The sequence below is a fragment of the Caballeronia sp. dw_276 genome (assembly GCF_018449635.1).
GTDB lineage: Bacteria > Pseudomonadota > Gammaproteobacteria > Burkholderiales > Burkholderiaceae > Caballeronia.
Map to the genome: position 1 here is coordinate 24,572 of NZ_JAAVUV010000005.1, position 25,920 is coordinate 50,491.

The following is a 25,920-nucleotide window of genomic DNA, read 5'->3' on the forward strand; positions in this document are numbered from 1 at the left end:
TGATTGGCCGCATCAGGCGCGTGGACAGATTATCGCTTGAGGCGGCGAGGCGTCAAACTCTCTGCGCGGGGTCCGTTGACTGCGAGCGCCGCTGCGCATGCGCAGCAAGCCGCACGGGCGCGTTGGCTGCCCCGTATCCTTCGTAGCCGCCACGGCGTTCCACGATCTCGAGGAAAAAGCGTTCGTTGAATTGCTCGGTGTAAACGTGAAGAAACTCCCCGCCCGCCGGATCGCGGTCGTAAAGAATGCCACCTTCGCGCATGAGATCGATCTGTGTATCGTCGAAGTCGAAGCGCGCTTGCAGGTCGTCGTAGTAATTGCGCGGAATGCGCAGCAACGCGACGCCTTGCTGGCGCAACGCGGCAACGGTCGCGAAGATGTCGTCCGTTGCAAACGCGACATGATTCAGCCCCGATCCTCGGTAAGTCGAAAGCGATTCGACCACGGACGTATGCCGGTCCGCCGACGCATTCAGCACGATCCGCACGGACCCGTCGCGGCTGCGCAGCGAACGGCTTCTAACCAGCCCGTAGGGGTCTGGCAAAAGCACCGACGCTTCTGCATCGAAACCAAAAGCCGCCTTGAAATACAGCACCCACGTGTCGAGCGTGTCGGCGGGAAGGTTCAGGCACACATGGTCGATGCGGCGCAACCGATCGCTGTCATTCGCGCTCTCGACATTGCCGAGATTAAAATCGGTTTCGTAGAGCGTGGGCTCGCCGGGCGCTTCATCGACGAAATATTGCAGGCTGCCATCTGGCGCCTGAACGCTCGGCACCACGCGTTCATTCGGGCCCACCTTGCCGGAAAACGGCGCAAAGCCGAACGCGGCGGCTCGCTCGAAGGCTTGCGCGGCGTTATCGACCCGGTATGCCGATGCACACACGGACAAGCCATGCGCCTGATGAAAGTCGCTTGCAAAAGAGTTGGCCTCTTCATTCAGCAGGATGCTCGCATCGCCCTGCACGTAGAGCGTGACATGTTTGGACCTGTGCCGCCCTGCCGCGCGAAAGCCCATGCGTTCGAGCCATTGCGCGAGGGTCGGACCGCTATTGGCATCGACGGCGAATTCAAGGAATTGAAATCCCGTATGTGCAGGGGCGGCCGGTGGAAGAGACAGCGTTTCTTTCGACGCGTCCGCGCATTGCTCCTCGAGAAACAGCAACGAACGATAGCCATCGACAGCCGTTGCCGCATTCGGCGCCGCGCGAAAGCCATCGTTGAAAATCTCCAGCGACAGCGGTCCCGCATAACCCGATGCCAGCACTTCACGCGTGAAGCCCGTCACATCCAGATCGCCCTGCCCTGGAAAACAGCGGTAGTGCCGGCTCCATTCGAGCACATCCATGGCCATCTTAGGGGCATCGGCGATCTGCACGAACGTGATGCGATCGGCGGGGATGCTTGCGATCTCATCGAGCGAATCGCCGATGGACAGCGTATGGAAGCTGTCGAGAATCAAGCCGAGGTTCGGATGATCGAGCGTATCGACCAGCCGCCACGCATGCTTGTACGAGTTGACATGGCGGCCCCATGCAAGCGCTTCATAGCCCGCGATCACGCCTTCGGTGCGCGCAAGTTCAGCAAATTGTCCAAGCTGGTCGATGATCAACTTGTCGTCGCGAATCGTATTTGCCGATGCGTTGCTGCAGACCAGCACGCGGTCCGTACCCAGCGCGTGCATGAGGTCGAACTTGCGGCGGGCGCGTTCCAGGTTGCGCGCGAGCTGGTCGGGGCTGACGCCTTCGAAGTCGCGGAACGGCTGATACAGCATGATCTTGAGGCCGAGATCGGCACAAATCTTCTTTACTTCGGCAGGCGAGCCGTCGAAGTACAGCAGATCGTTTTCGAAGATCTCCACACCGTCGAATCCGGCTGCGCTGATGGCTTTCAGTTTTTCAACGAGCGTGCCGCTGATTGATACGGTGGCGATGGATCGTTGCATCGTGCGCTCTTAATGTTGCGTGGTGATGGCGGGAAGATGCAGCAACTCGCGTGCTTGCACAGCGGTCGCAACCTCGCGTCCATACTCGGCACAAAGCGACGCAACCCTCCCGACCAGTTGCGCATTGCTACTGGCGAGCGTGTCCTTGTCCCAACGAATGTTGTCTTCCAGACCCGTGCGGCAATGCCCGCCAAGCTCGAGCGTCCAACGGTTCACTTCAAGCTGATGCCGCCCGATCCCCGCCGCTGTCCAGGTGGCATCGGGCAACTCGGCGCGCAAGCGCTCGACTTCGAATGCAAGGATCTCGCGCTTCGCCGGCAACGCATTCTTCACGCCCATCACGAATTGCACATGTACCGGCGATGCAAGCAAACCCTGTGCAACGAGGTCCACCGTGCTGTAAAGCATCGCGAGGTCGAAGATCTCGATCTCGGGCTTGACGTTGTGATCGAGCATCGACTTTGCCAGCGATCTGACAAAATCAGGCGGATTTTCATAGACCGTCGTCGGGAAATTGACCGACCCGGTTGCAAGCGACGCCATGTCGGGACGCAAGTCGAGCATCGCGCCTCGTTGTTCGAATGAGCGGCCGCGGCCGCCCGTCGAAAACTGGATGATGATGTCCGGGCAATGCTTGCGGATGCCCGCCTGCAATTCTTCGAAACGCGATCGGTCCGAACTCGAATTCTCCTGTTCGTCGCGAACGTGCAGATGCACAAGCGACGCGCCCGCTTCATAGGACTCGTGCGTGCTTTCGATCTGCTCGGCAATCGATATGGGCACAGCGGGATTGTCTTTCTTGCGCGGCACGGACCCGGTAACCGCGACGGAGATGATGCAGGGATCAGTCATGACTGCGTCCATTGATTGAGTCTATGTTTGCAGGGCATCGCTCGAACAACATCCAAGTCACGCCCTCTCTCAGGTTCCAGGCCACACCTCTGGTTCAGGTCTTTTTCATCTTCGCGGCCACGAGCACCGATAGCGCGCATCCGATGGCAAGATACGCCGCAACCGGATGCCACGAACCACCGGCGAAGCTCACCAGCGCCACCGCAATGAACGGCGTGAATCCGCCGCCGACCACGCTCGCCACCTGGTAGCCCACGCCCGCGCCGCTGTAACGGTATTCGGTGCCGAAGAGTTCGGTGAACATCGGCTGCTGGACGCTCACCACCATGTCGTGCGCAATGTTCGCAAGCATCACCGAGAAGATGACGATCCAGACAGTCGAGCGTGCATCGAGTGCGAGAAAGAACGGCACGGCGCTCAACATGCCGATCACCGCGCCGATGATGTAGATCCGGCGGCGGCCGAAGCGGTCGGCGAGGATGGCGAAACACGGGATGGTCAGAATGCTGACGGCGCCAACCAGCAAGCCTATGTTCAGGAAAAACTGGCGCGGCATGCCGAGATTGCTCGTGGAATAGCTCAGCGCGAAAGCGGTGACGATGTACATCGTAAAAAGCTCTGCGAGACGCAGCGCGATGATCAGCAGGAACGCTTTCGGATGCTGGCGCAGCGCTTCGAAGATGGGCAGGCGTTTGGCTTTTTGTCCCTTTTCGATGACCTTGTGCACGAACTCCTGTGACTCTTCCATGCTCGATCGAACCCACAATCCAATCAGCACGAGCACGACGCTGAACACGAACGGAATGCGCCAGCCCCAGCTCTTGAAGGTGGCGTCGTCCATGGTCTGGCTGAGAATGGAGACAATGCCCGTTGCCAGGATCAGCCCGACGCCATAACCGACTTGCACGCCGCTGCTATAGAACGCTTTCTTTTTGCTCGGCGCGCTTTCCACCGCCATCAGCGCCGCCCCGCCCCATTCGCCGCCTACAGCAAACCCCTGGATCGCACGCAACGCGATCAACAACACCGGCGCCCACCAGCCGACAGTCGCAAATGTAGGCAACAGACCAATCAACGCCGTCGACAAACCCATCATCATCACGGTCAGCACAAGCATGCGTTTGCGGCCAAGCCTGTCGCCGTAGTGGCCGAACACGAATCCGCCCAGCGGCCGGAACAGGAACCCCACGCCGAACGTGCCGAACGCCGCGAGCGTGCCCATCGCCGGGCTGACCTTCGGGAAGAACTCGGTGTTGAACACAATCGCGGCGATGATCCCGTAGAGCAGGAAGTCATACCAGTCGACCACTGCGCCTACGAAACTGCCGAGTGCCGCCTTGCGGGCGCGGCTCTTGTCGAGGTCGATACTGGCGACGTCGACAGGCTGGATTGCGATAGTCATTGCGTTGTCTCTGATCTGTATTGGTTTGACTGTCCGATGTTTTTTTACGTGCCGCCCGCGTGGGCGGGTCGATCGGTTCAGCGGTGAATGGAGCATAGGGTGGCGTCTTTCGTGGAGCAATGGTTTCCGTTGATTGCGATGCGATTATCGAACGAGAATGTGCGATTAGCGATCGTTTTGGGGGTTAGCACTAAGGCACAGAGCCGTTCCCGGGACGCATGCTAACGGGATTCTGCGAAACGGGCGCGCCGAACATAAGAGCGCTCGCGTGAGCGATAATCGCCCGTACGTCATCACTGATCGCACAAAAACCAGGGTTAATGCTCATGACCAAACGCCCGCCGCTCGACAAACGCGACTGGATCGCGGGACTCGAAAAAGGTCTTGCGATACTCGAGGCTTTCGACAGCGAACATGCGCGCATGACGCCGACCCAGGCCGCGACCCGCACAGGCATGACGCGCACGGCCGCGCGGCGGCATTTGCTGACGCTGGAACATCTGGGCTACGTCGAAAGCGACGGCAAGCTCTTCGGGCTTACCCCACGCGTGCTGCGGGTTGGATGGTCGTATTTCGATTCCGCGCGCTTGCCCAAGCTGGTTCAGCCCTACCTGCAACAACTCAGCGCGACGCTCAACGAGTCGGTCTACATGAGCGTGCTCGACGAATGGGAGCTCGTGTTCATCGCGCGCAACGGGACCTCGCGCGTGATGACGACCGGCTTCGTGCTCGGGGCGCGCGTCCCGGCGCCATTGACGTCGCCCGGCGTTGTGCTGCTCGCCCACAAGCCCGACGAAGAAGCGGTCCACGAGTGGCTCAACACCACGTCGCTCGCGCCGTTCACGCCGCATACGCTGACCAACAAGGTCCGGCTGCAGGAGAAAATCCGTCAGGCGCGCGCCGATGGCTTTGCGGTCATCGAACAGCAACTGCAGGTCGGCGTGCGCGGCATTGCGGTGCCGGTGAAAGACAGACATGGTGAAGTCGTGGCGGCGCTCAGCACCAACATGCCGATAGGACGTGAAACCACCGAAGCCGCGACGAATCGCGTGGTGCATCATCTGCAAGAGACCGCGCTCGCCATGCTGAATGTGGTCTGAGCGAGCACAGACATCATGAATCTACGGCACCTGCACGCGTTTGTGGTCCTCGCGGAAGAACTCAACTTCAGCCGCGCGGCGGACCGGTTGCATATTGCGCAGCCCGCGCTCAGCCAGCAGATTCGCGCGTTGGAAGAACGGCTTGGCACGCAACTCGTGGACCGGGGCAGCCGTCCGCTGCGCCTGACCGAAGCGGGAAGTTATTTGTGCATCGAGGCGCGACAGATACTTGCATCGTACGATCAGGCCGCGCTCGGCACGCGTGAAATCGGACTCGGCTTGCGCGGGTGGCTCGGCATAGGGTTCACGCGTTCGTCGATGTACAGCGTGCTGCCTCCCGCGCTGAAGGCATTTCATCGCGCTTATCCCAACGTCGAGTTGAAACTCTTCGAGATGCTGACCGAAGAACAGACCGACGCGCTACACGAGACGCGGATTCACGTCGCCATCGGGCGGCAGGTTCAGGCCATTGCAGGCTGCACCACGCTGCCACTGTTGCACGAACGGGTCACGGTTGTACTCGCTCCGGATCATCCGCTTGCACGCAAGAAGTCGGTGCGCATCACGCAACTCGCCGATACCCCGCTCGTGCTCTACCCCAAGCATTCGAACGGGTTGTACTCGCGCTTCGTGGAGTCGCTCTATCGCAATGCCAGCGTCACGCCGCATATCGCGCATCAGGCTTACGAGATCCAGACGGCCATCGCGCTGGTCGCGGCCGGGCTGGGCGTGACGTTCGTGGGCGAGTCAGTCGCGCGGCACGGACGGTCCGACGTCGTCTATCTTCGTCTCGATGCACCGTTGGCTTCGCAGACCACGACACTTTCAGCAAGCTTTCGCAGCGACGATACATCGTCTCATCTTCAGGCGTTTCTCAAGTGCCTCACGCCAGTGCCTGCGCGTGGGTCCGACCCAGCGCCCGCACTATAAGTAAATCATTATAAAAAGATAAAAACACGGTCTTGGACGTGCCGCGTTCAGGTTCTTAAGATCACTCCATCAGTCAGGCATCCCGCGCGGCGGCAAGGTCCGCCGCAGTCCTGAACGCTCGCATGACAACACGCTCCGGATTTGAATCAGACAATCGCCGGCATTGCGCCGCGTAAATACGCTTTTCCGTACCAAAGCGAATCGCACATACGACACCCGGTCCACGGGCGCTAAAAAAGACAGGAGACGTTGATGATCGATCCGATCGAAAGCTCGACCATGCGCAAGGTGTACGGCCGCCTGATGCCGCTGCTCTTCGCGATGATGTTCTTCAATTATCTCGACCGGATCAACATCGGTTTCGCCGCGCTCGATATGAACAAGGAGCTCGGCTTCAGCCCCGCCGTATTCGGCTTCGCAGGCAGCATCTTTTTCTTTGGCTACATGCTGCTCGAAGTGCCGAGCAATTTATTGCTGCATCGGCTTGGCGCCCGGCTCTGGATCGCGCGGATTCTTCTGACGTGGGGCGCGGTCGCGGCCGCAACCGCATTTGTCTTCAGCGAGTCGAGCTTCTACGTGCTGCGTTTCCTGCTCGGCGTGATGGAAGCGGGTTTTCTGCCCGGCGTTGCGGTGTACCTGACGAAGTGGTTTCCGTTGCGCTACCGCGCACGAGCGGTGGGTGGCTACATCATCGCGGGATCGTTTTCAGCGGTGCTCGGCGGACCCATCTCGACCGCGCTCATGACCTACGCGAACGGACCGCTCGGCCTGCAAGGATGGCAATGGATGTTCATCCTCGAAGGCGTTCCCGCAATGTTGCTCGGCTTGCTGACCTTGCGCCTGATGACGGAGCGCCCGTCGGAAGCAGCGTGGCTCACGCCCGAACAACAACACTGGCTCGAATCCACGCTTGCGAAAGAACGCGAAGCGCTCGGCGCCGATAAACACTTCCCAATGCTGCGCGTAGCCAGCGATATCCGCGTCTGGAGTCTTGCATGTCTCTTCGGCTGCGCACTCGTGGGTATCTATGGTCTCTTCCTGTGGCTGCCGCAGATCGTGAAGAGCCTGGGTCATCTGAGCAATCTGGAGGTCGGGTTCCTGTCCGCCGTGCCGCCGCTTCTTGGTGTTGTCGGCACGCTCGTGATCAGCCGCAGCTCGGACAGAACCGGCGACCGGAAGAAGCATCTTGCCTTCGTGTATGGGATGAGCGCGCTCGCAATTGCAGGCAGCGCTTATGCGCCGAACCCGGTGATCGCCTATGCGCTGCTTTGCGTGACGGGACTCTTCATCTATGCAGGCAATCCGCTGTTCTGGAGTCTCGCTTCATCGTTCAGGACGGGTGCGGCGGGCGCCGCGACGATTGCGCTGATCAACACCATCGCGCAGTTCGGCGGACTGGTCGGGCCGTGGAGCATTGGTCTCGTGCGCAGCGCGACGGGCAACTTCAAGCTCGCGCTCCTGACCATTGCAGCCTTCCTGGTCGTGGCAACCGTCATTGCCCTGGTGATGCGCGTGAAACCCACGGAAGACGAACTCGATGCGATGCCCGCCGGCGACTCCCCTGCGGGACATCTTCATTAAGCCCTGATCTGGAACCCAGCAATGATTATCGATTGTCACGGTCACTACACGACATCCCCGCCCGAACACGAAGCATGGCGCGCGGCGCAGATTACCGCGTTGAAGGACGGCTTGCCGCCTCCTCCGCGCCCCGTTATCACCGACGACCAGATACGCGAGAGCATCGAAGCAGGACAGTTGCGCATTCAGCGCGAGCGCGGCACCGATCTCACGATCTTCTCCCCGCGCGCGGCCGGCATGGGCCATCACCTCGCCGGCGCCGATGCCAACGCCCACTGGTCGCAAGAGAGCAACGACCTGGTTCATCGTGTGTGCTCGCTTTTTCCTCGCAGCTTCGTGGGCGTATGCCAATTGCCGCAGGCACCGGGCGTGGCACCTTCGAATTGCATTACCGAGTTGCGCCGATGTGTCGATGAACTGGGCTTTGTAGGGTGCAACCTGAACCCCGATCCATCTGGCGGTCACTGGACCGGCTTGCCGCTGACCGACCGCTCCTGGTACCCGTTATATGAAGCGATGGTCGAATTCGACGTGCCCGCAATGATTCACGTTTCATCGTCGTGCAACGCGAACTTCCACGCGACCGGCGCGCACTACATCAACGGCGACACGTCCGCCTTCATGCAGCTGCTGAGCGGCGACCTGTTCGCCGACTTCCCCACATTACGCTTCATCATCCCGCATGGCGGCGGCGCTGTTCCTTATCACTGGGGGCGGTATCGCGGGCTCGCGCAGGACATGAAAAAGCCTTTGTTGAAGGACTATTTGCTCAAGAACGTGTTCTTCGATACCTGCGTGTATCACCAGCCCGGCACCGACCTGCTGGCCAAAGTGATACCCGTTGAGAACATCCTGTTTGCATCGGAGACGATCGGCGCGGTTCAGGGCATCGATCCCGAGACGGGGCATTACTACGACGATACCCGCCGTTATATCGATAACATCGAATGGCTCTCGGCCGCCGATCGCCAACGCATTTATGAAGACAACGCGCGCGCTGTATATCCGCGTCTTTCAAACCAGATCACCCGCCAGTTTTCCTGAAGGAGAAACAGTCATGAATCAACCTGGATGGCGCCGGAATGCATCCGCGCCGCAAGCGAGTCCCGAAACTCTGGAGACGTTGCGCGGCCTCGCTGTGTCGCTGTTGAGCGACAACATGGCGCGCGTAAGCGGCACGATAGGACTTCTGCCCTATCACAAGCCGAAGCCGATGGCCGGGACCGCCGTGACCGTGCGCACGCGCCCGGGCGATAACCTCGCGATTCATCGCGCGTTCGACTTTTGCCGCCCCGGCGACGTACTCGTGATCGATGGCGGCGGCGACCTCACACAAGCGCTCATGGGCGAAATCATGGCGACCTACGCCGAGAGCCTCGGCGTACAGGGTCTTGTAATCGATGGCGCTATCCGTGACGTCGGCGCGCTGAGCGAGCACAGCTTTCCCGTCTATGCACGCGGCGCGACGCATCGCGGACCGTACAAGAATGGGCCCGGTGAAGTGAACGTGCCGGTGACCGTAGGCGGCATGGTCGTGCATCCGGGCGACATCATTGTTGGCGATGCGGACGGCGTACTTGCGATTCCGCCAGACGACGTGATCGCCGTGATCGAAGGCGCGAAGCGTCAGGCAGACAAGGAAGCCGCCGCGCTGCGATCGATCGCCGAGGGGCATTTCGATCGCGACTGGATCGAGGCGCAAGAGAAGAAGATGATGGGCGTTTAAGCTGCTGCGCGGCGCCGCTTGTACGATTCGATGAACATCGCGTTGTCGGCGGCGCTTCCTGTGGATACGCGCATGCAGGTCTCGTAGCCCGCTTCGCGCCAGGGCTTCACGATTACGCCATCAGCAAGCATGCGCGCGGCGAGCGCAGCGGCGTCTTCACCGCAGTCGAAGAATAGAAAGTTGGCGAGCGAGCGCGCCGGAGTGATGCCGAGTGCTTCGAGCGCCGCGCGCATTTGTTCTCGCTCCACGCGTGTGCCTTCCACGCTCGCCATCACATGCGATTGATCGTCGAACGCAACGGCCGCTGCTTCCTGCGCAATTTGATTGATGTTGAACGGCGTGCGTATGCGTTCCATCAACCCGGCCAACTCCGGCGTCGATGCCACGCCATATCCGACGCGCAATCCGGCAAGCCCGTACGCTTTCGAAAACGTCCGCAATAGCAACCACGGCAAGCCGGATTCGCGCAATACGGCGAGGCTGTCCGGATAACCGGCTTCCCCCGCGGCGTATTCGAAATAGGCTTCGTCCCACAGTACAAGCGTGTTCGGCGAGACAGCGCTCAACAACCGGCGCATTTCGCTCGCGTTCATCGCGCAACCGACTGGATTGCTCGGGTTACTGACGATCAGCATCCGTGTGTTCGGGGAGATCGCGGCAATCAACGCATCGACATCGAATTCAAGATCGGCGCGCATGGGAACCGTGATGACTTTCGCGCCGACGCTCTGCGGATAAATGATGTGCAAACCAAACGACGGGACCACGGTCACCACTTCATCGCCCGGAGCGAGGAACGTATGCGCCGCAATCGCAAGCAAGTCTTCCGAGCCATTGCCGAATAGCAACTGTTCGGGCGCGGCATCCAGCTTCTCAGCGATCTTCGCGCGCAAAACGCTACATGATGGATCAGGATAGAGCGCGAGCGAAGCAGCGGACGTCCACTTCGCAAGATGCGCCAGAACCAATGCACTTGCACCCCGCGGATTTTCATTGCTGCCGAGCTTCGCAATATGCGAGACGCCATACCGCGTGCGCACAAGATCACTGGACAAGCCCGCGTTATAAGCGGGCAAGCTGCGCACTTCGGCACGCACGCCATCGATAAAACTCATCGCGCACCTTCCGCAGGCAACACCTTGCCCGGATTGAGAATGCCGCGCGGGTCGAGCGCGTGCTTGATCGCATGCATGCACGCGAGTTCGGCGGGACTGCGCGAATAACCGAGAAACGGCCGCTTGAGCAAGCCGATGCCATGTTCCGCCGATATCGATCCCTTATAGTCACGCACCATGCCGTACAGCGCGTGATCGACTTCTTCCACCGTGACGCCGGGTATCGATCGCGCGTCGAGCGTGACGTGCAGATTCGAATCGCCGATATGGCCGAAGTACAGACCGTAATGCGATGGCCACCGTGCGCCAAAATCCTTGCGGCAGGCATCGACGAAATGACCGATCTCGCCTATCGGCAAGCTCACGTCGAAGTTGATGGGCTCGAGCTTCACCGGCAATTCTGCCGTTGCTTCGCGGATCGCCCAAAGCGCCTGGGTCTCGGCATGCGATTGCGCAATGACCGCGTTGAGCACCACGCCGGCCTCGAGTTGCGCATTGAGCGCGGAGGCGAAGCGTTCGCCGTGGTCATCGGAGAAACCGGCTTGTTCGATCAACGCGTACAGCGGATACGCTTGGCCAAGCGGCGATTGTCCCGATCGCGTCAGCGACACACCAAAGTCATAGAAATCCGGCCACATGATTTCGAATGCACCGATTTCATCGCCGAAAGCGGATTGCAGCGAACGCAGCAACGCAACCGCGCCGTCGTAATCGTTCAATGCACAAAGCGCTGTGCTGCGTGCCGCACGACGCGGCTTGAGGCGCAACACTGCGCGCGTGATGATGCCAAGCGTCCCTTCTGATCCAATGAACAGATTGCGCAGGTCGTAGCCCGTGTTGTTCTTGACCATCTTGTTCATGGAACTGAGCACGGAGCCGTCGGCGAGCACGGCTTCGAGTCCGAGTACCTGTTCTCTTGCCGTGCCCGATTGCAGCACGCGAATACCGCCCGCATTCGTGGCGAGGTTGCCGCCGATCTGACACGAGCCACGCGCGCCGAGATCGAGCGCGAATTCGAAACCCGCGGCCTGTGCCGCTTCCTGAACGGTCTGCAAGGTCGTGCCGGCAAGTACCGTCATGGTGGCGGATGCTTCATCGAGTTCTTCGATGCCCGCGAGCCGTTCCATCGAAATGCAAACGTCGCCGCCTGACGGAATCGAGCCGCCTGCAAGGCCTGTCATGCCGCCTTGAGGCACCACGCTTTGATGCGCTTCATTGCAAAGCCGCAGGACGGTCGCGACTTCATCAACTGAACGCGGCAGAACGACCGCCAACGGCGCGACCGGCGAACGTCCGCTCCAGTCGCCGAGATAACGCGGCTCGATGGCGTCGCCAACACGCACCGATTGCGCACCCAATGCGTCGATCAACGTTTGTACTATCTGGTTCATTTCGGGCTCAACCATTCGCGCGCTTCTTTCTGTAACCCATCGAGTCGTTGATACGCCCGAGAATGTAGTCGCCTGCGGCGACTGGATCGTACAGCGGGGGTGTATCGCTCAATCCGAGATCGCGAGGATCGACGCGCGCGCCGTAAGTCGGATCGTAGAAAGTCGCGATCGAATACCGCTCCTTCCCTGAACTATTGATCACGCGATGCAGCGTCGAACGAAAGCGATCATTGGACCAGCGCGCGAGCAGATCGCCGACGTTCACCACGAGCGTTCCGGGAATGGGCGGCGCGTCGATCCAGCTATCCGTTGCCAGCTCCTTCACTTGCAGGCCGCCCACGTTGTCCTGCCACAGGAGCGTGATGCAGCCGTAGTCCGTATGCGGCGCGACACCGAACTGATCGGCATCTGATTTCGGCGCTTGCGGCGGGTAATAGACCATCTGCGTGCGCTGCATGCGCTTGGTGTATTTATCGGCAAAAAACGCTTCATCGATGTCGAGGCTCACCGCGACCGCGCGCAACAAGTCCGCACCGCATGCGCCGATGGCTTCGTAATAGCCATACAACGCCGGTCGCAACGACGGCATGAAGTCCGGCCAATTGTTCGGGCCGCGCAAGGCTTCACCCGCGAGCACGCTGGGATCGTCCTCAGCCAGTTCCAGGCCGATGCTGAAAAACTCCTTGTAATCGGGTTTGGTTGCCTGATACATGACGGCGTCGCCAAGCGCATTGAAGCCGCGATGCCGGTGATTGACCGCGACGCGACGCTTCACTTCCGGCGCATGTGCGAAGAATTCGCGTGCGCCTTTTATTGCGCCATCGAGTATGTCCGCAGGCACGCCGTGATTGCTTACGTAGAAAAATCCGATGCTCGTGCAGGCATCGCGGATCGCTGCAGCGGCTTCGCGCAAGCCGGCGGGATCATGCGCGCGAACGGCCGCCATATCGACGACAGGAATGTGAGAAGCCGAGCTCATTCATGACTCCAGGGTTTGAATTCCGATCACAACACAGTCTGTATATACCGCCAAATCCACAAGCGCAACCCGGCGTTTGTTCGAGCTTGAACTCGCGTTCATACAGGGCCGACACTCATCCTCACGAAGTATTTTTGACATGCTTGGCACCGCAAATTGACGGTATATACTGAATTGCACTACTGGAATTCCAACGTCGCCGCTTAGCCGTTGTCTGTCGCACCGCTCACCAAACCGCTTGCCCGCCTGCGCTGACTCAAGAAGCCAGGTGTTCTTAAATCAGGGGATTTCAATAATGAATGTGTTCTCGAAGTGGAAAGGTCGTGCGCTCGTGGCTGCGCTGATCGCGACAGCGGTTTCTGTTTCAGCCCACGCGGAAGACCAGTTGGCGAAGGTAAAAAAAGCGGGTGAGCTGGTTGTCGGAACGGAGATGCAGTTCGCGCCGTTCGACTTCCTCGAAAACGGTCAGCAGCAAGGTTTCAATAAGGATTTCTTTGCTGAACTCTCGAAGGAAATGGGCGTGAAGGTTCGCTCCATCGATCTGCCTTGGCCGAGCGTGTTGCCGGGCCTCGAAGCCGGCAAGTTCGATATCGTCAGTGGTCCCGTGACCATCACAAAAGCGCGCATGGAACGCTACGAATTCATGCTGCCGATTGCTGACGGCACGGTTGCGCTGCTCAAGCGCGCGAACGATACAAGCATCAAGACAAACGCCGATGTCGCGGGCAAAGCCGTCGGCGGCGGCAAGGGTTCGGCGCAACTCGACCAGTTGAAGCAATACGTCGCGACGCTGCCGGGCAAGACGAGCGTTCGTGAATACATCGACAACAATCAGGCCTATGCAGACCTTGCAGCCGGCCGGATCGTCGCCGTGGGCAACTCGCTGCCGAACATCGCGTACGTGGCGCGTCAGCGTCCCGATACCTTCGCCGTGGTGCAGCCGCCGTTCGGCACGAAGGTTTATTTCGGCTACCTGGGCCGCAAGGATCCGGACAGCAAACCGCTGATCGATGCGATCAATCAGGCAATCATCAAGATGCATGGCGACGGCCGGCTCGCGGCCTTGCAGAAGAAGTGGTTCGGCGTGCCGATGGAAACACCGACGACCATGCCCGCGCCTAACTATTGATCCAGGAAGCCGATGGCGCTCCGGCGCCCTCGAATCCCCTGACGGTGAGCCCATGTTCAGCCTTCACGCATTGTTGGACGCCCTGCCGCTTCTCATCAAGGCCGCGCAAGCCACGGTCCTGATTTCGCTTGTCGGACTGGTGGTGGGATTCGTCGTTGCGATCGGCGTGTGCAGCGCACGGCTTTCCAAGAACGTTTTTGTCTCGAAGCTAGGCGGCGCGTATGTCGGTTTTTTTCGCGGTGTGCCGCTGCTCGTGCAGCTTCTGCTGACGTACTACTTCCTGCCTTTTATCGGCATCAATGTGCCACCGCTGGTCGCGGCGGCCGCTGCTGTTTCACTGTGCGAGGCCGCTTATCTCGCCGAGATCTTGCGCGGCGGGTTTATCGGTATTCCGCACGGGCAACTTGAAGCGGCGCAATTGCTCGGGTTGTCGCGCGTGCATGCCGTGCTGCGCATCCAGGTGCCTCAGGCGCTGCGCATGACGCTGCCTTCGCTCGTCAATGAAATGGTGATGCTCGTGAAGGCGTCGTCGCTGATCTCGGTTGTCGGTGTCGCCGATGTCACGCGCACTGCGCAGAATATTGCAGCAAGTACCTATCGGCCGCTCGAAGCGTATGTCGCGGCCGGACTCGTCTATCTCGTGATCAACGGTGCGTTGTCGCTCGCCGGGCATCGCGCCGAACGTCGTCTGGCTCAGGGGTAGGCATCAGCATGGCCCTTCACTTCGATGCATCGGTTCTTACCGGTTCCCTGCCCGCGCTCGCAGAAGGTTTCGCGACGACCATCGCCGTATGGATGGGCGGTGTGCTGATCGGTATGGCAATTGGCTTTGCCATCGCGTTGCTGCAGATTTTCTGCGGCAAATGGGTACGCGGATTCCTGCGCGCGTATATCGAGATCTTTCGCGGCACGCCGTTTCTGGTGCAGCTATTTGTGTTGTATTACGGCGGTCCGTCGTTCGGGTTGTCGCTGGAACCGTTGACGGCGGGTATCGTGGGATTGGGCTTGTACGGAAGCGCGTATTTTGCGGAAGCGTTCCGCTCGGGCTTTACGTCGGTGCCGCGCGGTCATATCGAAGCGGCGGAATGTCTCGGCTTCACGCGGCTTCAAGTCATCATGCGCGTACAGTTGCCGCAAATGCTGGTGATCATCGTGCCGGCGCTGACCAATCTGATCATTGTATTGAGCAAGGAGACGGCGGTACTGTCCGTGGTCACTGTGCCTGAATTGACGTTCGTGCTGACGGGCATCGGATCGGAGAAATTTGCCTTTGTCGAAACGCTGCTCGCGCTATGCGTGTGTTATCTCGTGCTCGTGGAAGTGGCGTCACGGGCCGGACAATGGGTCGAATTGCGCGTCGGCCGTTTCCTGACGCGCTGATCGCAATGAACACGCGACCCCACAAACTGAGTGCTGAATCATGAAGAAACCGATTAACGGCAACACGCCGGCGCAGGCTGAATACATTGTCGATGCCCGGCATGTCGGCAAGCATTTCGGCACGCTCAAGGTGCTCGACGACGTCTCGCTCGCCGTGCGCAAGTCGGAGGTGACGTGCATTATCGGGCCGTCGGGTTCAGGCAAAAGCACCCTGCTGCGATCGCTTGCTTTCCTCGAGGAGTACGGCGAAGGCGAGATTTTCATCGAAGGTGAATTGCTTGGTTATGTGATGGATCGCAGCGGTAAGCGCGTGCGCGCGCCACAAGCCGAGATCAACCGCGTGCGCCGCAACGTAGGCATGGTGTTCCAGCAATTCAACCTGTGGCCGCACATGACGGCCATGGAAAATGTAGCAGAAGCACTGATACGCGTGCGCAAGCTTCCGAAGGCCGAAGCGCACAAACGCGCGCTTGCCATGCTCGACAAAGTCGGCCTCGCCGATCGTGCGAACAATCATCCCGCGCGTCTTTCGGGCGGCCAGCAGCAACGCGTGGCCATCGCTCGTGCGCTTGCGATGGAGCCGCACATCATGCTCTTCGATGAACCCACCTCCGCGCTCGATCCGGAACTGGTCGGCGAAGTGCTGCAAGTCATGAAGGACCTTGCCAACGACGGCATGACGATGGTCATCGTCACCCACGAAATGGGTTTTGCGGCGCAGGTGGCGGATACGGTCGTGTTCATCGATCATGGCAAGATTGCGGCGCATGGTTCGCCCGAAGACGTGTTCCATAACGCCCAACAACCACGGCTTCGCCAGTTTCTGCAAAACTATCTCGACCGGAATGCGTTCTGGGCGCGCCGTGAGGAACCCGCTCCGGGCGTCGTGCCGGTAGCGACCGAATCCAGCAGGATATGACGACATGAATACGAACGGGCTTTCCAACCCAGCATTGGCGACAACCGAAACTCCGGCGCCGCTCGCACGCTACGAGCGCGTGAAGGAGCATATCCGCACGCGCATTCTCTCGGGGGAATGGCGGCCGGGCGACCGGATTCCGTCGGAGATGACGCTGGTCGGCGAGCTGGGTGTATCGCGCATGACGATCAACCGTGCGTTGCGCGAGCTGACCGAACAAGGGGTATTGACGCGCTTTTCGGGCGTGGGGACGTTTATAGCGGAAGAGAAACCGCAATCCACGCTGCTGATGATCGCGCATATTGGCGACGAAATTCGCGCCCGTGGTCACGAGTATGGCTATTCGATCATGCTTGCCGCGCGCGAGGCGGCCGCAAGCGATGTATCGGCGGCTTTAGGTCTGGCTCCTGGCGCGTCGGTGTTTCATGTGGTGTGCGTACATCGCGAGAACGGGGTGCCGGTGCAGCTCGAAGACCGCTATGTGAATCCGGAAGTCGCACCGCATTTTCTCGAGCAGGATTTTTCGACGGTGCGGCCGTCGGAGTATTTGTACAACACGGTGCCCGCGCACGAAGTCGAGCATGTGGTCGATGCGGAACTGCCCTCTCGTGCCGATGCACGCTTGCTCGAGATCGGGCCCGATCAGCCATGCCTGACGCTGGTGCGCCGGACGTGGGCGAACAACGTTGCGGTGACGTTCGCGCGCTTCGTGCATCCGGGCACGCGATACCGCTTGGGATGCCGCTTCAGCAGCGACAACATACAGCGGCAAAGCTGAATACGCTTTGCTCGCTGTACGTTTGAAACTCAAGCCGCGCCGTGCGATGCAAACTGCAGCGGGCAGAATCCGGCGATCTTGCCGCTCGTGACCTGCTTCGCAACCGCCACGATATCCGGCGCGAAGTAATGATCGAGCTCGTAATGCTCGACATCGGCGCGAATGGATTGCATGACCGGCTGCAAGCGCGGACTTGTCATATGCGGCGCTCTCAGATCCACGCCTTGCGCCGCCGCGAGCAGTTCGATCGCGAGGATATGCGTCACGTTCTCGGCAATGTCTCCGAGCTTGCGGGCGGCGAACGTCGCCATTGAAACGTGATCCTCCTGATTCGCCGATGTCGGCAGCGAGTCCACCGACGCCGGATGCGCGTAAGTCTTGTTCTCCGACGCAAGCGCTGCCGCCGTCACATGCGCGATCATGAAGCCCGAGTTCACACCGCCATCGCGAACGAGGAAAGGCGGCAAGCCCGAAAGCGTTGCGTCGATCAACAAGGCAATGCGACGCTCCGCCAATGCGCCGATTTCAGAGGCGGCAATGGCGAGGTTATCGGCGGCAAACGCAACCGGCTCCGCGTGGAAATTGCCGCCCGAAAGCACTTCGCCCGTGTCCGGGAAAATCAGCGGATTGTCCGATACGGCATTCGCTTCGATCAGCAGCACGTTGCCCGCATGACGAATCTGGTCGAGACACGCGCCCATGACTTGCGGCTGGCATCGAAGGCTGTACGGGTCCTGGACCTTGTCGCAATCCTGATGCGACAGATTGATGTCCGAGCCTTCCAGCAATGTGCGATACGCAGCGGCTGCATCGATCTGGCCTTGATGGCCGCGCAACGCGTGGATGCGGGCATCGAAGGGAACGACGGAACCTTCGGCGGCGTCCACCGACAACGCGCCCGACACCAGGCCCGTGCGATACAGATCTTCGATAGCGAACATGTTGTACAACGCGAGCGCCGTGGATGCCTGTGTGCCATTGAGCAAAGCGAGACCTTCCTTGGCCTGCAGCGTCAGCGGTTCGAGGCCCACTGATTTGAGGCCATCGAGCGCGGGAACGAGTTTTCCGTCCAGGAACACCTCGCCGATACCCATCAACACGCCCGACATATGCGCGAGCGGTGCGAGATCGCCCGATGCACCAACCGATCCCTTGACCGGAATCACAGGCAGCACGTCCGCGTTGAACAGCGTGATCATGGCGTCCATCACCTTGCGGCGAATGCCGGAATGACCGCGCCCGAGGCTAGACAATTTCAGCGCCATCAACAAACGGACGACGGGCGGCGACATTGGCTCGCCCACCCCGACCGCGTGCGACAGAACCAGATTGCGCTGCAGGAGTTCGAGCTGGTCGGCGGGGATGTGGGTGTTCGCAAGGCGGCCAAAACCCGTGTTGATGCCGTAGGCCGGGAGGCCTTTTGCAGCGATGTCCTCGACCGCTTTTGCGCTGGCGTCGATTGCCGCGTGGCTTGCGGGATCGAGTTCGAGCCGGACGCGTTCGCGCGCGATCTGGCGCAGTTGCGGGAGGGTCAGTTTGCCGGGGGTGAGCTTGATCATCGGTGTTGTCCTTGGCTTGTCAGGCTTGCGCGTTTTCACGCAGGGCTATCTTGTCTATACAAGAGCATAACCGCGAGTCTAGGACAACAAAATCGGTATATACAAGTATTTTCTGACTTCGATAACGTGAAAAACGCCCTGAAATGGGCGTCAAAGCCTGCTACACCGGCATCTTGAGCGGAAACTGAAGCAATCGATTCAAATCGTCAAATTTTAAAATTTCAATATTTGCTTCAATCGTTTCCTCGGGCTTTAAAATTCCTGTCTATACCGCATTCCGCGCGATGTTTAGCGCTGCAGCGGCCGCAGCGGTGCGGGTTTCCACACCAAGCTTCTCGAAGATATGCTCCAGGTGCTTGTTCACCGTTCGCGGTTTCATGCCGAGAATCTCGCCTATGTCCCGATTCGTTTTCCCACGCGATAACCACAATAAAACCTCCGCTTCCCGCTGCGTCAGGGTGAAACGCGAGGCGAGATCGGCCGTATCACGGCCATCGGCATGTTCTTCGAAGACGACGATCCAGGTCCCGCGATTCGCCGCGCCCGCAATCCGGGCGATCAAGCGTTCGCCGCCCGGCAGGATTTCGACCGTTTGCGCGCGGTCTTCGCACGGAGCCGCCGTGTAGTCGAGCAACCAGTCGGCCAGCACGCCGGGCAAGCGCGTGAGCGGCGCGACCGCGGTGGCCACATCGCCGTCACCGCCATAAAAATGCGCAAGCCGCGATGGCGCAAGCGCGCTATGCCAGTGGACTTCGCCCTGCGCGCTTGCAATCACGGCCGCCCGCGAATTCAGTTCGAGCACGATATCCGCGTGACGCTGACTCGCCGCACGCCGGACATGCGCCGCGATCCGCGCAACGACCTCATCGGGGCGGATCGGCTTGGTCACGTAATCGATTCCCCCTACCCTGAAGCCCTTCACCACGTGCTGTGTATCGGCGAGCGCGGTCATGAAGATCACCGGAATATGCTTGTAGAGCGGATTGTTCTTGATCTGTTCGCAGGTTTCGAAGCCGTCCATGCCGGGCATGATGGCGTCGAGCAGGATCACGTCCGGCGTGAGGCGCGCGATGCGTTCGAGCGCGGACGCGCCATCCAGCGCAACGAGCACCGCGTAACCCGCGGCCACGAGCGCGCTCGACAGCATGGCGAGATTGTCGGGCGTGTCGTCGACGATAAGCACCACCGGGCGGCCCAGTGGAATGTCAGGCTGCATGAGGCGTTGCTCCGTCGGGGGTGGCTTGATCGCTTTTGCGTAGTTGCAGGTCGAGGTCATCGAGCATGAAACGGCGTGCTGATTCATGCAGCGGCGCGAGGGTATCGGCGAGTTCGGGATGGGTTTGCGCGGCCTCCTCCAACTGCGCGACAAAACCCTCCATATAACCGAGTTCGAGGTAGCGTCGCAGCTCCTCGGCGAGGGGTTCGGGCAACGGGACGTTTGGCGGCGGCGTGGATGCCGCGCTGTCCTGGCCCGTTGCGTCGGTGAGCCATTCGAACTTGAGCAAGGCCGCGACCTTGTCCAGCAGCAGCGGCACGTGCAACGGCTTCGCGAGGTAATCGTCGCAACCGGCCGCGGCGCCTTTTTCCACATCGCCCGCGAATGCGTTCGCCGACAGAATCAGAATGGGCGCTTCGCTTAAGCGGTGTTCGCGGATGAGCTGGCTTGCTTCGAAGCCGTCCATCGACGGCATGGCGACATCCATCACGATCAGGTCGACGTTGTTGGTGGCGAGCAGTTGCAGCGCCTGTGGTCCGCTGCTGGCTTCGAGCATGGTGAAACCCAGCGGTTCGAGCACGCCGGTAACGATACGGCGTTGATCGGTCAGGTCGTCGGCCACGAGAACCGAACGGCGCGGGCCGGGATAACCGAGTACGTCGCGTGGACGCGGCACGAGCACGCGAGGCTCGCGCACTTCCGGCAGGAACAACTGGAGCACGAAGCGCGTGCCGGTGCCGACGCGGCTTTGCACATCCAGCCGCCCTCCCATCATCTCTGTCAGCAAGCGGCAGATCGTCAGCCCGAGACCCGTGCCATGATCGTTCGGACGCGCTGCTTCGCCACGTTCAAAGGGCAGGAAAATCGCTTCGAGTTGTGCGTCCGGAATGCCCGAACCCGTATCTTCTATTTCGAACGTCGCGAGACCCCACGCGTGGCTCGTGCGCAAGCGCACGGAGCCTTCTGAGGTAAAGCGGACCGCATTGCCCAACAGATTGATCAGGATCTGGCGGACGCGTTTTTCATCGGCGCGAACGACGGCCGGCAAACGACCGCTCGTGTCCAGATGAAACGCCAGGCCTTTCTCCGCAGCTTGCGGTTCCATCATCGCGCCGAGTTGCGTAAGGAGTTCCGGCAGCGATACCTCGGAGACATCAAGCTGGAGTTTTCCCGCTTCGATCCGCGCGACGTCGAGCAGGCCATCGACGAGCGCGAGCAAATGTTCGCCACTCCGGTAGATGGTCGCAAGCGCGTCGCGTTGAGGCGCATCCACCGCGCCCGCTCCGCGCAGCAACAACTGCGCGTAGCCAAGGATGCTGTTGAGCGGCGTACGCAACTCGTGGCTCAGGCCGGTCACGTAGCGGCTTTTTGCGCGATTCGCCGCATCGGCGGCGGCGCTGGCTTGCTGCAGGCGAGCATCGGTGAGACGGTGCGCTTCGATCTCCTGCATCAACAGCAACGTCTGCCGTTTCGATTCCTCCTGCGTGACCGCGCGGCTTTCCTTCGCGAGAACGAGCCACCACACGCCGATACATCCCACCAATGCGAGCGCAAAAAAAGCCTTGAGATAACCGCGAAGCAACGTATCGAGCGCGCTCTCATTGCTGGTGGCGAGCGTCAGCGCGGTCTGGCTGTACGAGAGATAAAGCATCGCGCCGAGCAGCGACAAGGTCACTGTCAGATAGATCAGGTAACGGCCGACGCGCAACGTCTGCGATGTAGGTTCCAAGGTGGGAAATGCGCGCTTCAACGCAGCAGTCAATTGCGATGAAAACCGCGCATGCGGTTTGCATGTGTCGCCACAACGCGAATCGAGCGAGCAGCACAGCGAACAAATAGCGCCTGCATAAGCCGGGCACGACGCCATGTCTTCCCGCTCGAACTGGTTCTCGCAGATCACGCAGCGCAAGACCGAACCGGCTTCCAGATCGGCGCTGCCCCGCGCAAGATAAAAGCGTCCGCGCGTGGCGATGGCGATCAGCGGCGAGCACACGAAGGCCACCGCCAGCGCAATGAACGGCGCCAGCGCCTGCGCGATCTCGCCGAGATAACCCGCTTGCGATAGCGCCGCCGCCACCGACGCGATCAGCATTGCGCCGACGCCGACGGGGTTGACATCGTAGAGATGGGCGCGCTTGAATTCGACGTCCTTCGGGCTGTAACCGAGCGGCTTGTTGATCACGAGATCGCCGACGAGCGCGCCGATCCATGCAATCGCCACGTTCGAATACAACGCGAGCACCTTGCCGATCGCGCCGAACACGCCAAGCTCGACCAGCATCAGCGCGATCAGCACGTTGAACACGAGCCACACCACGCGCCCCGGATGACTGTGCGTAAGGCGCGCGAAAAAATTCGACCACGCGAGCGAACCGGCATACGCGTTCGTCACGTTGATCTTCACCTGCGAGACGATCACGAAAAGCGTGGTTGCCGCAAGCGCGAAACCGGGTGTATCGAATACGTAGCGAAACGCGACGAGATACATCTGCGTGGGCTCGGTGGCGCGCGCCGGATCGATCTGGTTCTGCAGCGCGAGAAACATCAGGAACGCACCGCCGAGCATCTTGAGCGCCCCCGGCACGATCCATCCCGGACCTGCGGCGAGCATTGCACACCACCATCGGACACGATTTTTCGCGGTGCGCGGCGGGAGGAACCGCAGGAAATCGACCTGCTCGCCGATCTGCACCACGAGCGCGAAGATCACCGTACAGGCCGCGCCGAAGGGCATCAGGCTGAACTCGCGGCCGCCCTGCGCGTAGCCCGCGAACGTGGCCCAGTCGGAGAAAAGATGCGGCTCGCGGATCAGGATCGCCACGTAAGGCGCGACCAGCAACACGATCCAGACAGGCTGGGTCCAGCTTTGCAATCGATTGATCAGCGTAATGCCGAACGTGACGAACGGCACGATCGCGAACGCGCTGATCAGGTACGCAACGGCTATCGGCATGTGGAAATACATTTCCAGCGCGAGCGACATGATCGCGGCTTCCAGCGCGAAAAAAATAAACGTGAAGCCCGCGTAAATCAGCGATGTCACCGTCGAGCCGAGATAGCCGAACCCGGCGCCGCGCGTAAGCAGGTCCATGTCGACGCCGCAATTGGCCGCGTAATAACTGATGGGCAGTCCTGTCAGGAAGATCAGCACGGACGTCACGACGATCGCCCATACGGTGTTCGCAAAGCCGTAGTTCAGCGCAAGCGAGCCGCCGATCGCTTCCAGCGCCAAAAACGAAATTGCGCCCAGCGCCGTGTTCGCGACCCGGAACTCGCTCCACTTCCGGAACGACCGGGGCGTGAAGCGCAGCGCGTAGTCCTCGAGCGTTTCGTCGGCGACCCAGGCGTTGTAGTCGCGCCGGATCTTGACGATGCGCTGGGTGCCGAGCGCGGGCGCCGCGGCGGGGGTATCGGATGGATGCATAAGGCTCATGAATGCCGGTCGAAACGGGTAGATCGCACGAACATGCACTGGAGCGACGTGCGCGCGGCGGCCGGAATGCCGGTCCATACGCGCGTCGCGTCGTGAGTCTAGCGATCCATAAATACGCGCGCTCTACGTCAAAAGACGTATTCCGGCGCGCGTATCGGCCACTTAACTTCTGCCCCATGCCAGCGCAACGCGTTCGAGCCGCGCGCTTATGAAACCTCCAAGGAGAATGTCCATGCCCTTCGACGACCAGCCAGACGCCGCCGACAACACAGAAGCGATTTCCCAGCGCCGCCGCAAGCTGCTGCTCGGCCTTGCCGCCGCACCGGCGCTCGCCGCGCCCGCTTTCGCGTTCGGCCAGTCGCTGTCCACCGCCCAGGTGAACACCACGAAGCTCGCCGTCACCGATACTGAAGTCACCGTCGGCCAGTTGCATTCCGCCACGGGCACCATGGCGATCTCCGAGACGGGCTCGATTCAGGCCGAGCGTCTTGCCATCGACCAGATCAACGCGGCGGGCGGCGTGCTCGGCCGCAAGATCAAGATCATTCAGGAGGACGGCGCGTCCGACTGGCCGACTTTCGCGGAGAAATCGAAGAAGCTGCTGGAAAACGATCACGTGGCGTGCGTGTTCGGATGCTGGACGTCGGCGTCGAGAAAAGCCGTGCTGCCGATTTTCGAACGCGACAACGGCCTGCTCTACTACCCGACGTTCTATGAAGGGCTGGAACAATCGAAGAACGTTTTTTATACCGGGCAGGAAGCCACCCAGCAAATTCTGTGGGGGCTCAACTGGGCTTCCCAGACGAAAAAAGCGAAGTCGTTTTTCCTGATTGGCTCGGACTACATCTGGCCGCGTACGTCGAACAAGATCGCGCGCAAGCATATCGAGGACCATCTGCACCTAAAGGTGGTCGGTGAGGAGTATTACCCGCTCGGCCAGACGAACTTCAACTCGCTGATCAACAAGATCAAGATCGCCAAGCCCGATTGCATCTACGCAATCATCGTCGGCGGATCGAACGTTGCGTTCTACAAGCAACTCAAAGCGGCCGGCATCACCGCCGACAAACAATTCCTGCTGACCATCTCGGTGACGGAAGACGAAGTGCTCGGCATCGGCGGCGAAAACTTCGCCGGCTTCTATTCGGCGATGAAGTACTTCGAATCGCTCGACAACGCCAACAACAAAGCCTTCGTTTCCGCGTTCAAGGCGAAATACGGACCGAAATCGGTGATCGGCGACGTCACGCAGGCGGCCTACCTCGGGCCGTGGCTATGGAAAGCGGGCGTCGAAAAGGCGGGCAGTTTCGATGTCGACAAGGTGGTCGCGGCGTCGCCCGGCATCGAACTGAAAACAGCGCCCGAAGGCTACGTGAAGATCCATCCGAACCATCACTTGTGGAGCCGCACACGCATTGGCTTGGCGCAGGCCGACGGGCAGTTCAAGGTGGTCGCGGAGTCGCCGGATCTGATCGAGCCGAATCCGTTCCCGAAGGGTTATCAGTAATTCCCTGCTTCAACTCTGCCCTACAAGGAACCCGTCATGTCCGCCACCGATATGTTGAACATTACGCTGATGCAAGGCTTCGCCGGCCTGAGCCTCTTCAGCGTGCTGCTGCTGATGGGGCTCGGCCTCGCGGTGATCTTCGGACAGATGGGCGTCATCAACATGGCGCACGGCGAGTTCATGACCATCGGTGCGTACACGGTCTACGTGTTCTCCAAGTGGGCCGAGTCGATGGGCACCGTCGCCACCAACATGTTCCTGCCGCTTGCCATCGTCGCTGCGTTTGCCATTGCCTTCGTGTTCGGCTGGATAGTCGAGTGGGTGCTTATCCGGCATCTGTACAAACGCCAGCTCGACACCTTGCTCGCGACCTGGGGCCTGAGCCTCGGCATGCAGCAGACGTTCCGCTCGACTTTCGGCCCGAAGGAAGTCAGCCCGACGCTGCCGGACTGGCTGATGGGATCGTGGTCGCCGGCTCCGGGGCTCGACATTCCCATCAACGGCCTGTTCGTCATGTGCCTTGCAATCCTGCTCACCGGCGGCGTACTCGCGGCGATGTATCGATCGCGATGGGGCTTGCGAGTGCGCGCCACCGTCAACAACCGGACGATGGCCAACGCTGCCGGCATCGATACAAAACGCACCGACCGCCTGACGTTCGCCATCGGTTGCGGCATGGCGGGTGTGGCGGGCGCGGCGTTCACGACCATTGGATCGACGGGGCCGACGAGCGGTTCGCTGTATATCGTCGACTCGTTCCTGGTCGTCACGTTTGGTGGTGCGGCAAGCTTGCTTGGCACCGTGGCCTCGGCCTTCGGAATCGCGCAGACCCAGTCCATCAGCGAGTTCTTTCTCACTGGATCGTCGGCGCGCGTGATCACGCTGCTCGCCGTCGTGCTGATCCTGATGGCGCGTCCGCAAGGTCTTTTCGCGTCCAAGGTGCGGCGTGTCTGAGCGCGTTGAACCTGTTCCACTTTC

21 protein-coding genes are annotated in these 25,920 nt (G+C 60.5%); 12 read left to right on the plus strand and 9 right to left on the minus strand.

Translation table 11 applies throughout. The features are described from left to right. Positions 1-52 precede the first annotated feature (52 nt). The 3 genes from HB633_RS11495 to shiA all read right to left on the minus strand — a co-directional run bounded on the left by HB633_RS11495 (position 53) and on the right by shiA (position 4,199). A complete protein-coding gene (locus HB633_RS11495; RefSeq protein WP_213778249.1) occupies positions 53-1,945 on the minus strand; it encodes a sugar phosphate isomerase/epimerase and 4-hydroxyphenylpyruvate domain-containing protein in 1,893 nt (630 codons plus the stop codon). Between the two features lie 9 nt (positions 1,946-1,954). Further along, positions 1,955-2,797, minus strand: coding sequence for a 3-keto-5-aminohexanoate cleavage protein (locus HB633_RS11500; protein ID WP_213778250.1), 843 nt, complete (start codon positions 2,795-2,797; stop codon positions 1,955-1,957). 94 nt (positions 2,798-2,891) lie between these two features. Beyond that, entirely contained in the window at positions 2,892-4,199 is a 1,308-nt protein-coding gene (shiA, locus tag HB633_RS11505; protein WP_213778251.1) for a shikimate transporter, read from the minus strand. A 326-nt stretch (positions 4,200-4,525) separates the two neighbouring features. Here shiA and HB633_RS11510 point away from each other — a divergent pair, with 326 nt between their 5' ends. The 5 genes from HB633_RS11510 to HB633_RS11530 all read left to right on the plus strand — a co-directional run bounded on the left by HB633_RS11510 (position 4,526) and on the right by HB633_RS11530 (position 9,536). Beyond that, a complete protein-coding gene (locus tag HB633_RS11510) occupies positions 4,526-5,299 on the plus strand; it encodes an IclR family transcriptional regulator C-terminal domain-containing protein (RefSeq protein ID WP_213778252.1) in 774 nt (257 codons plus the stop codon). 15 nt (positions 5,300-5,314) lie between these two features. Further along, positions 5,315-6,229, plus strand: coding sequence for a LysR family transcriptional regulator (locus tag HB633_RS11515; protein WP_213778253.1), 915 nt, complete (start codon positions 5,315-5,317; stop codon positions 6,227-6,229). Between the two features lie 252 nt (positions 6,230-6,481). After that, complete coding sequence (locus tag HB633_RS11520) at positions 6,482-7,810, plus strand: MFS transporter (protein WP_213778254.1); 1,329 nt, start codon at positions 6,482-6,484, stop codon at positions 7,808-7,810. 21 nt (positions 7,811-7,831) lie between these two features. Beyond that, positions 7,832-8,854 carry an amidohydrolase family protein gene (locus HB633_RS11525; RefSeq protein ID WP_213778255.1) on the plus strand — a complete coding sequence of 341 codons (1,023 nt, stop codon included), beginning with the start codon at positions 7,832-7,834 and terminating at the stop codon, positions 8,852-8,854. A gap of 13 nt (positions 8,855-8,867) precedes the next feature. After that, positions 8,868-9,536: an RraA family protein gene (locus HB633_RS11530; protein WP_213778256.1), complete on the plus strand. Its 669-nt coding sequence runs from the start codon at positions 8,868-8,870 to the stop codon at positions 9,534-9,536. Here HB633_RS11530 and HB633_RS11535 read toward each other — a convergent pair. Genes HB633_RS11535 through HB633_RS11545 form a run of 3 tightly spaced genes read right to left on the minus strand, consistent with a single transcriptional unit; the run spans position 9,533 to position 13,021 of the window. Continuing rightward, complete coding sequence (locus HB633_RS11535) at positions 9,533-10,651, minus strand: aminotransferase class I/II-fold pyridoxal phosphate-dependent enzyme (protein WP_213778257.1); 1,119 nt, start codon at positions 10,649-10,651, stop codon at positions 9,533-9,535. The two genes, HB633_RS11530 and HB633_RS11535, sit on opposite strands and share 4 nt — an antisense overlap. Next, a complete protein-coding gene (locus tag HB633_RS11540; protein WP_255580887.1) occupies positions 10,648-12,042 on the minus strand; it encodes an FAD-binding oxidoreductase in 1,395 nt (464 codons plus the stop codon). The genes HB633_RS11535 and HB633_RS11540 overlap by 4 nt, the downstream gene beginning before the upstream one ends. A 7-nt stretch (positions 12,043-12,049) precedes the next feature. Beyond that, on the minus strand, positions 12,050-13,021 hold the full coding sequence (locus HB633_RS11545) for a 2-oxoglutarate and iron-dependent oxygenase domain-containing protein (protein WP_213778259.1): 972 nt from the start codon (positions 13,019-13,021) through the stop codon (positions 12,050-12,052). A 295-nt stretch (positions 13,022-13,316) separates the two neighbouring features. Here HB633_RS11545 and HB633_RS11550 point away from each other — a divergent pair, with 295 nt between their 5' ends. The 5 genes from HB633_RS11550 to hutC are packed head-to-tail and all read left to right on the plus strand — an operon-like array spanning position 13,317 to position 17,227. Continuing rightward, entirely contained in the window at positions 13,317-14,150 is an 834-nt protein-coding gene (locus HB633_RS11550) for a transporter substrate-binding domain-containing protein (RefSeq protein ID WP_213778260.1), read from the plus strand. Positions 14,151-14,202: 52 nt separating this feature from the next. Continuing rightward, entirely contained in the window at positions 14,203-14,853 is a 651-nt protein-coding gene (locus tag HB633_RS11555; RefSeq protein WP_056353402.1) for an amino acid ABC transporter permease, read from the plus strand. A gap of 8 nt (positions 14,854-14,861) precedes the next feature. Then, positions 14,862-15,530 (plus strand): amino acid ABC transporter permease, encoded by a 669-nt coding sequence (locus tag HB633_RS11560; RefSeq protein ID WP_213778261.1) that lies wholly within the window; start codon positions 14,862-14,864, stop codon positions 15,528-15,530. Between the two features lie 40 nt (positions 15,531-15,570). Next, on the plus strand, positions 15,571-16,449 hold the full coding sequence (locus tag HB633_RS11565; RefSeq protein ID WP_213778262.1) for an amino acid ABC transporter ATP-binding protein: 879 nt from the start codon (positions 15,571-15,573) through the stop codon (positions 16,447-16,449). 4 nt (positions 16,450-16,453) lie between these two features. After that, a complete protein-coding gene (gene hutC, locus HB633_RS11570; protein ID WP_213778263.1) occupies positions 16,454-17,227 on the plus strand; it encodes a histidine utilization repressor in 774 nt (257 codons plus the stop codon). A gap of 29 nt (positions 17,228-17,256) precedes the next feature. Here hutC and hutH read toward each other — a convergent pair whose 3' ends face one another. From hutH to HB633_RS11585, 3 genes are all read right to left on the minus strand, one after another. Further along, positions 17,257-18,786, minus strand: a complete 1,530-nt coding sequence (hutH, locus tag HB633_RS11575; RefSeq protein ID WP_213778264.1) for a histidine ammonia-lyase — start codon at positions 18,784-18,786, stop codon at positions 17,257-17,259. A gap of 265 nt (positions 18,787-19,051) precedes the next feature. Beyond that, entirely contained in the window at positions 19,052-20,002 is a 951-nt protein-coding gene (locus HB633_RS11580) for a response regulator (RefSeq protein ID WP_213778265.1), read from the minus strand. Next, positions 19,992-23,435, minus strand: a complete 3,444-nt coding sequence (locus HB633_RS11585) for an ATP-binding protein (RefSeq protein WP_213778266.1) — start codon at positions 23,433-23,435, stop codon at positions 19,992-19,994. The genes HB633_RS11580 and HB633_RS11585 overlap by 11 nt, the downstream gene beginning before the upstream one ends. A gap of 232 nt (positions 23,436-23,667) precedes the next feature. On the opposite strand from HB633_RS11585, the gene urtA reads away from it, so the two are divergent. Together urtA and urtB are read left to right on the plus strand one after the other, a co-directional pair. Then, positions 23,668-24,942, plus strand: coding sequence for an urea ABC transporter substrate-binding protein (gene urtA / locus HB633_RS11590; protein ID WP_213778267.1), 1,275 nt, complete (start codon positions 23,668-23,670; stop codon positions 24,940-24,942). A gap of 36 nt (positions 24,943-24,978) precedes the next feature. Continuing rightward, entirely contained in the window at positions 24,979-25,896 is a 918-nt protein-coding gene (gene urtB, locus HB633_RS11595; RefSeq protein WP_213778268.1) for an urea ABC transporter permease subunit UrtB, read from the plus strand. The last annotated feature ends 24 nt before the right edge of the window (positions 25,897-25,920 follow it).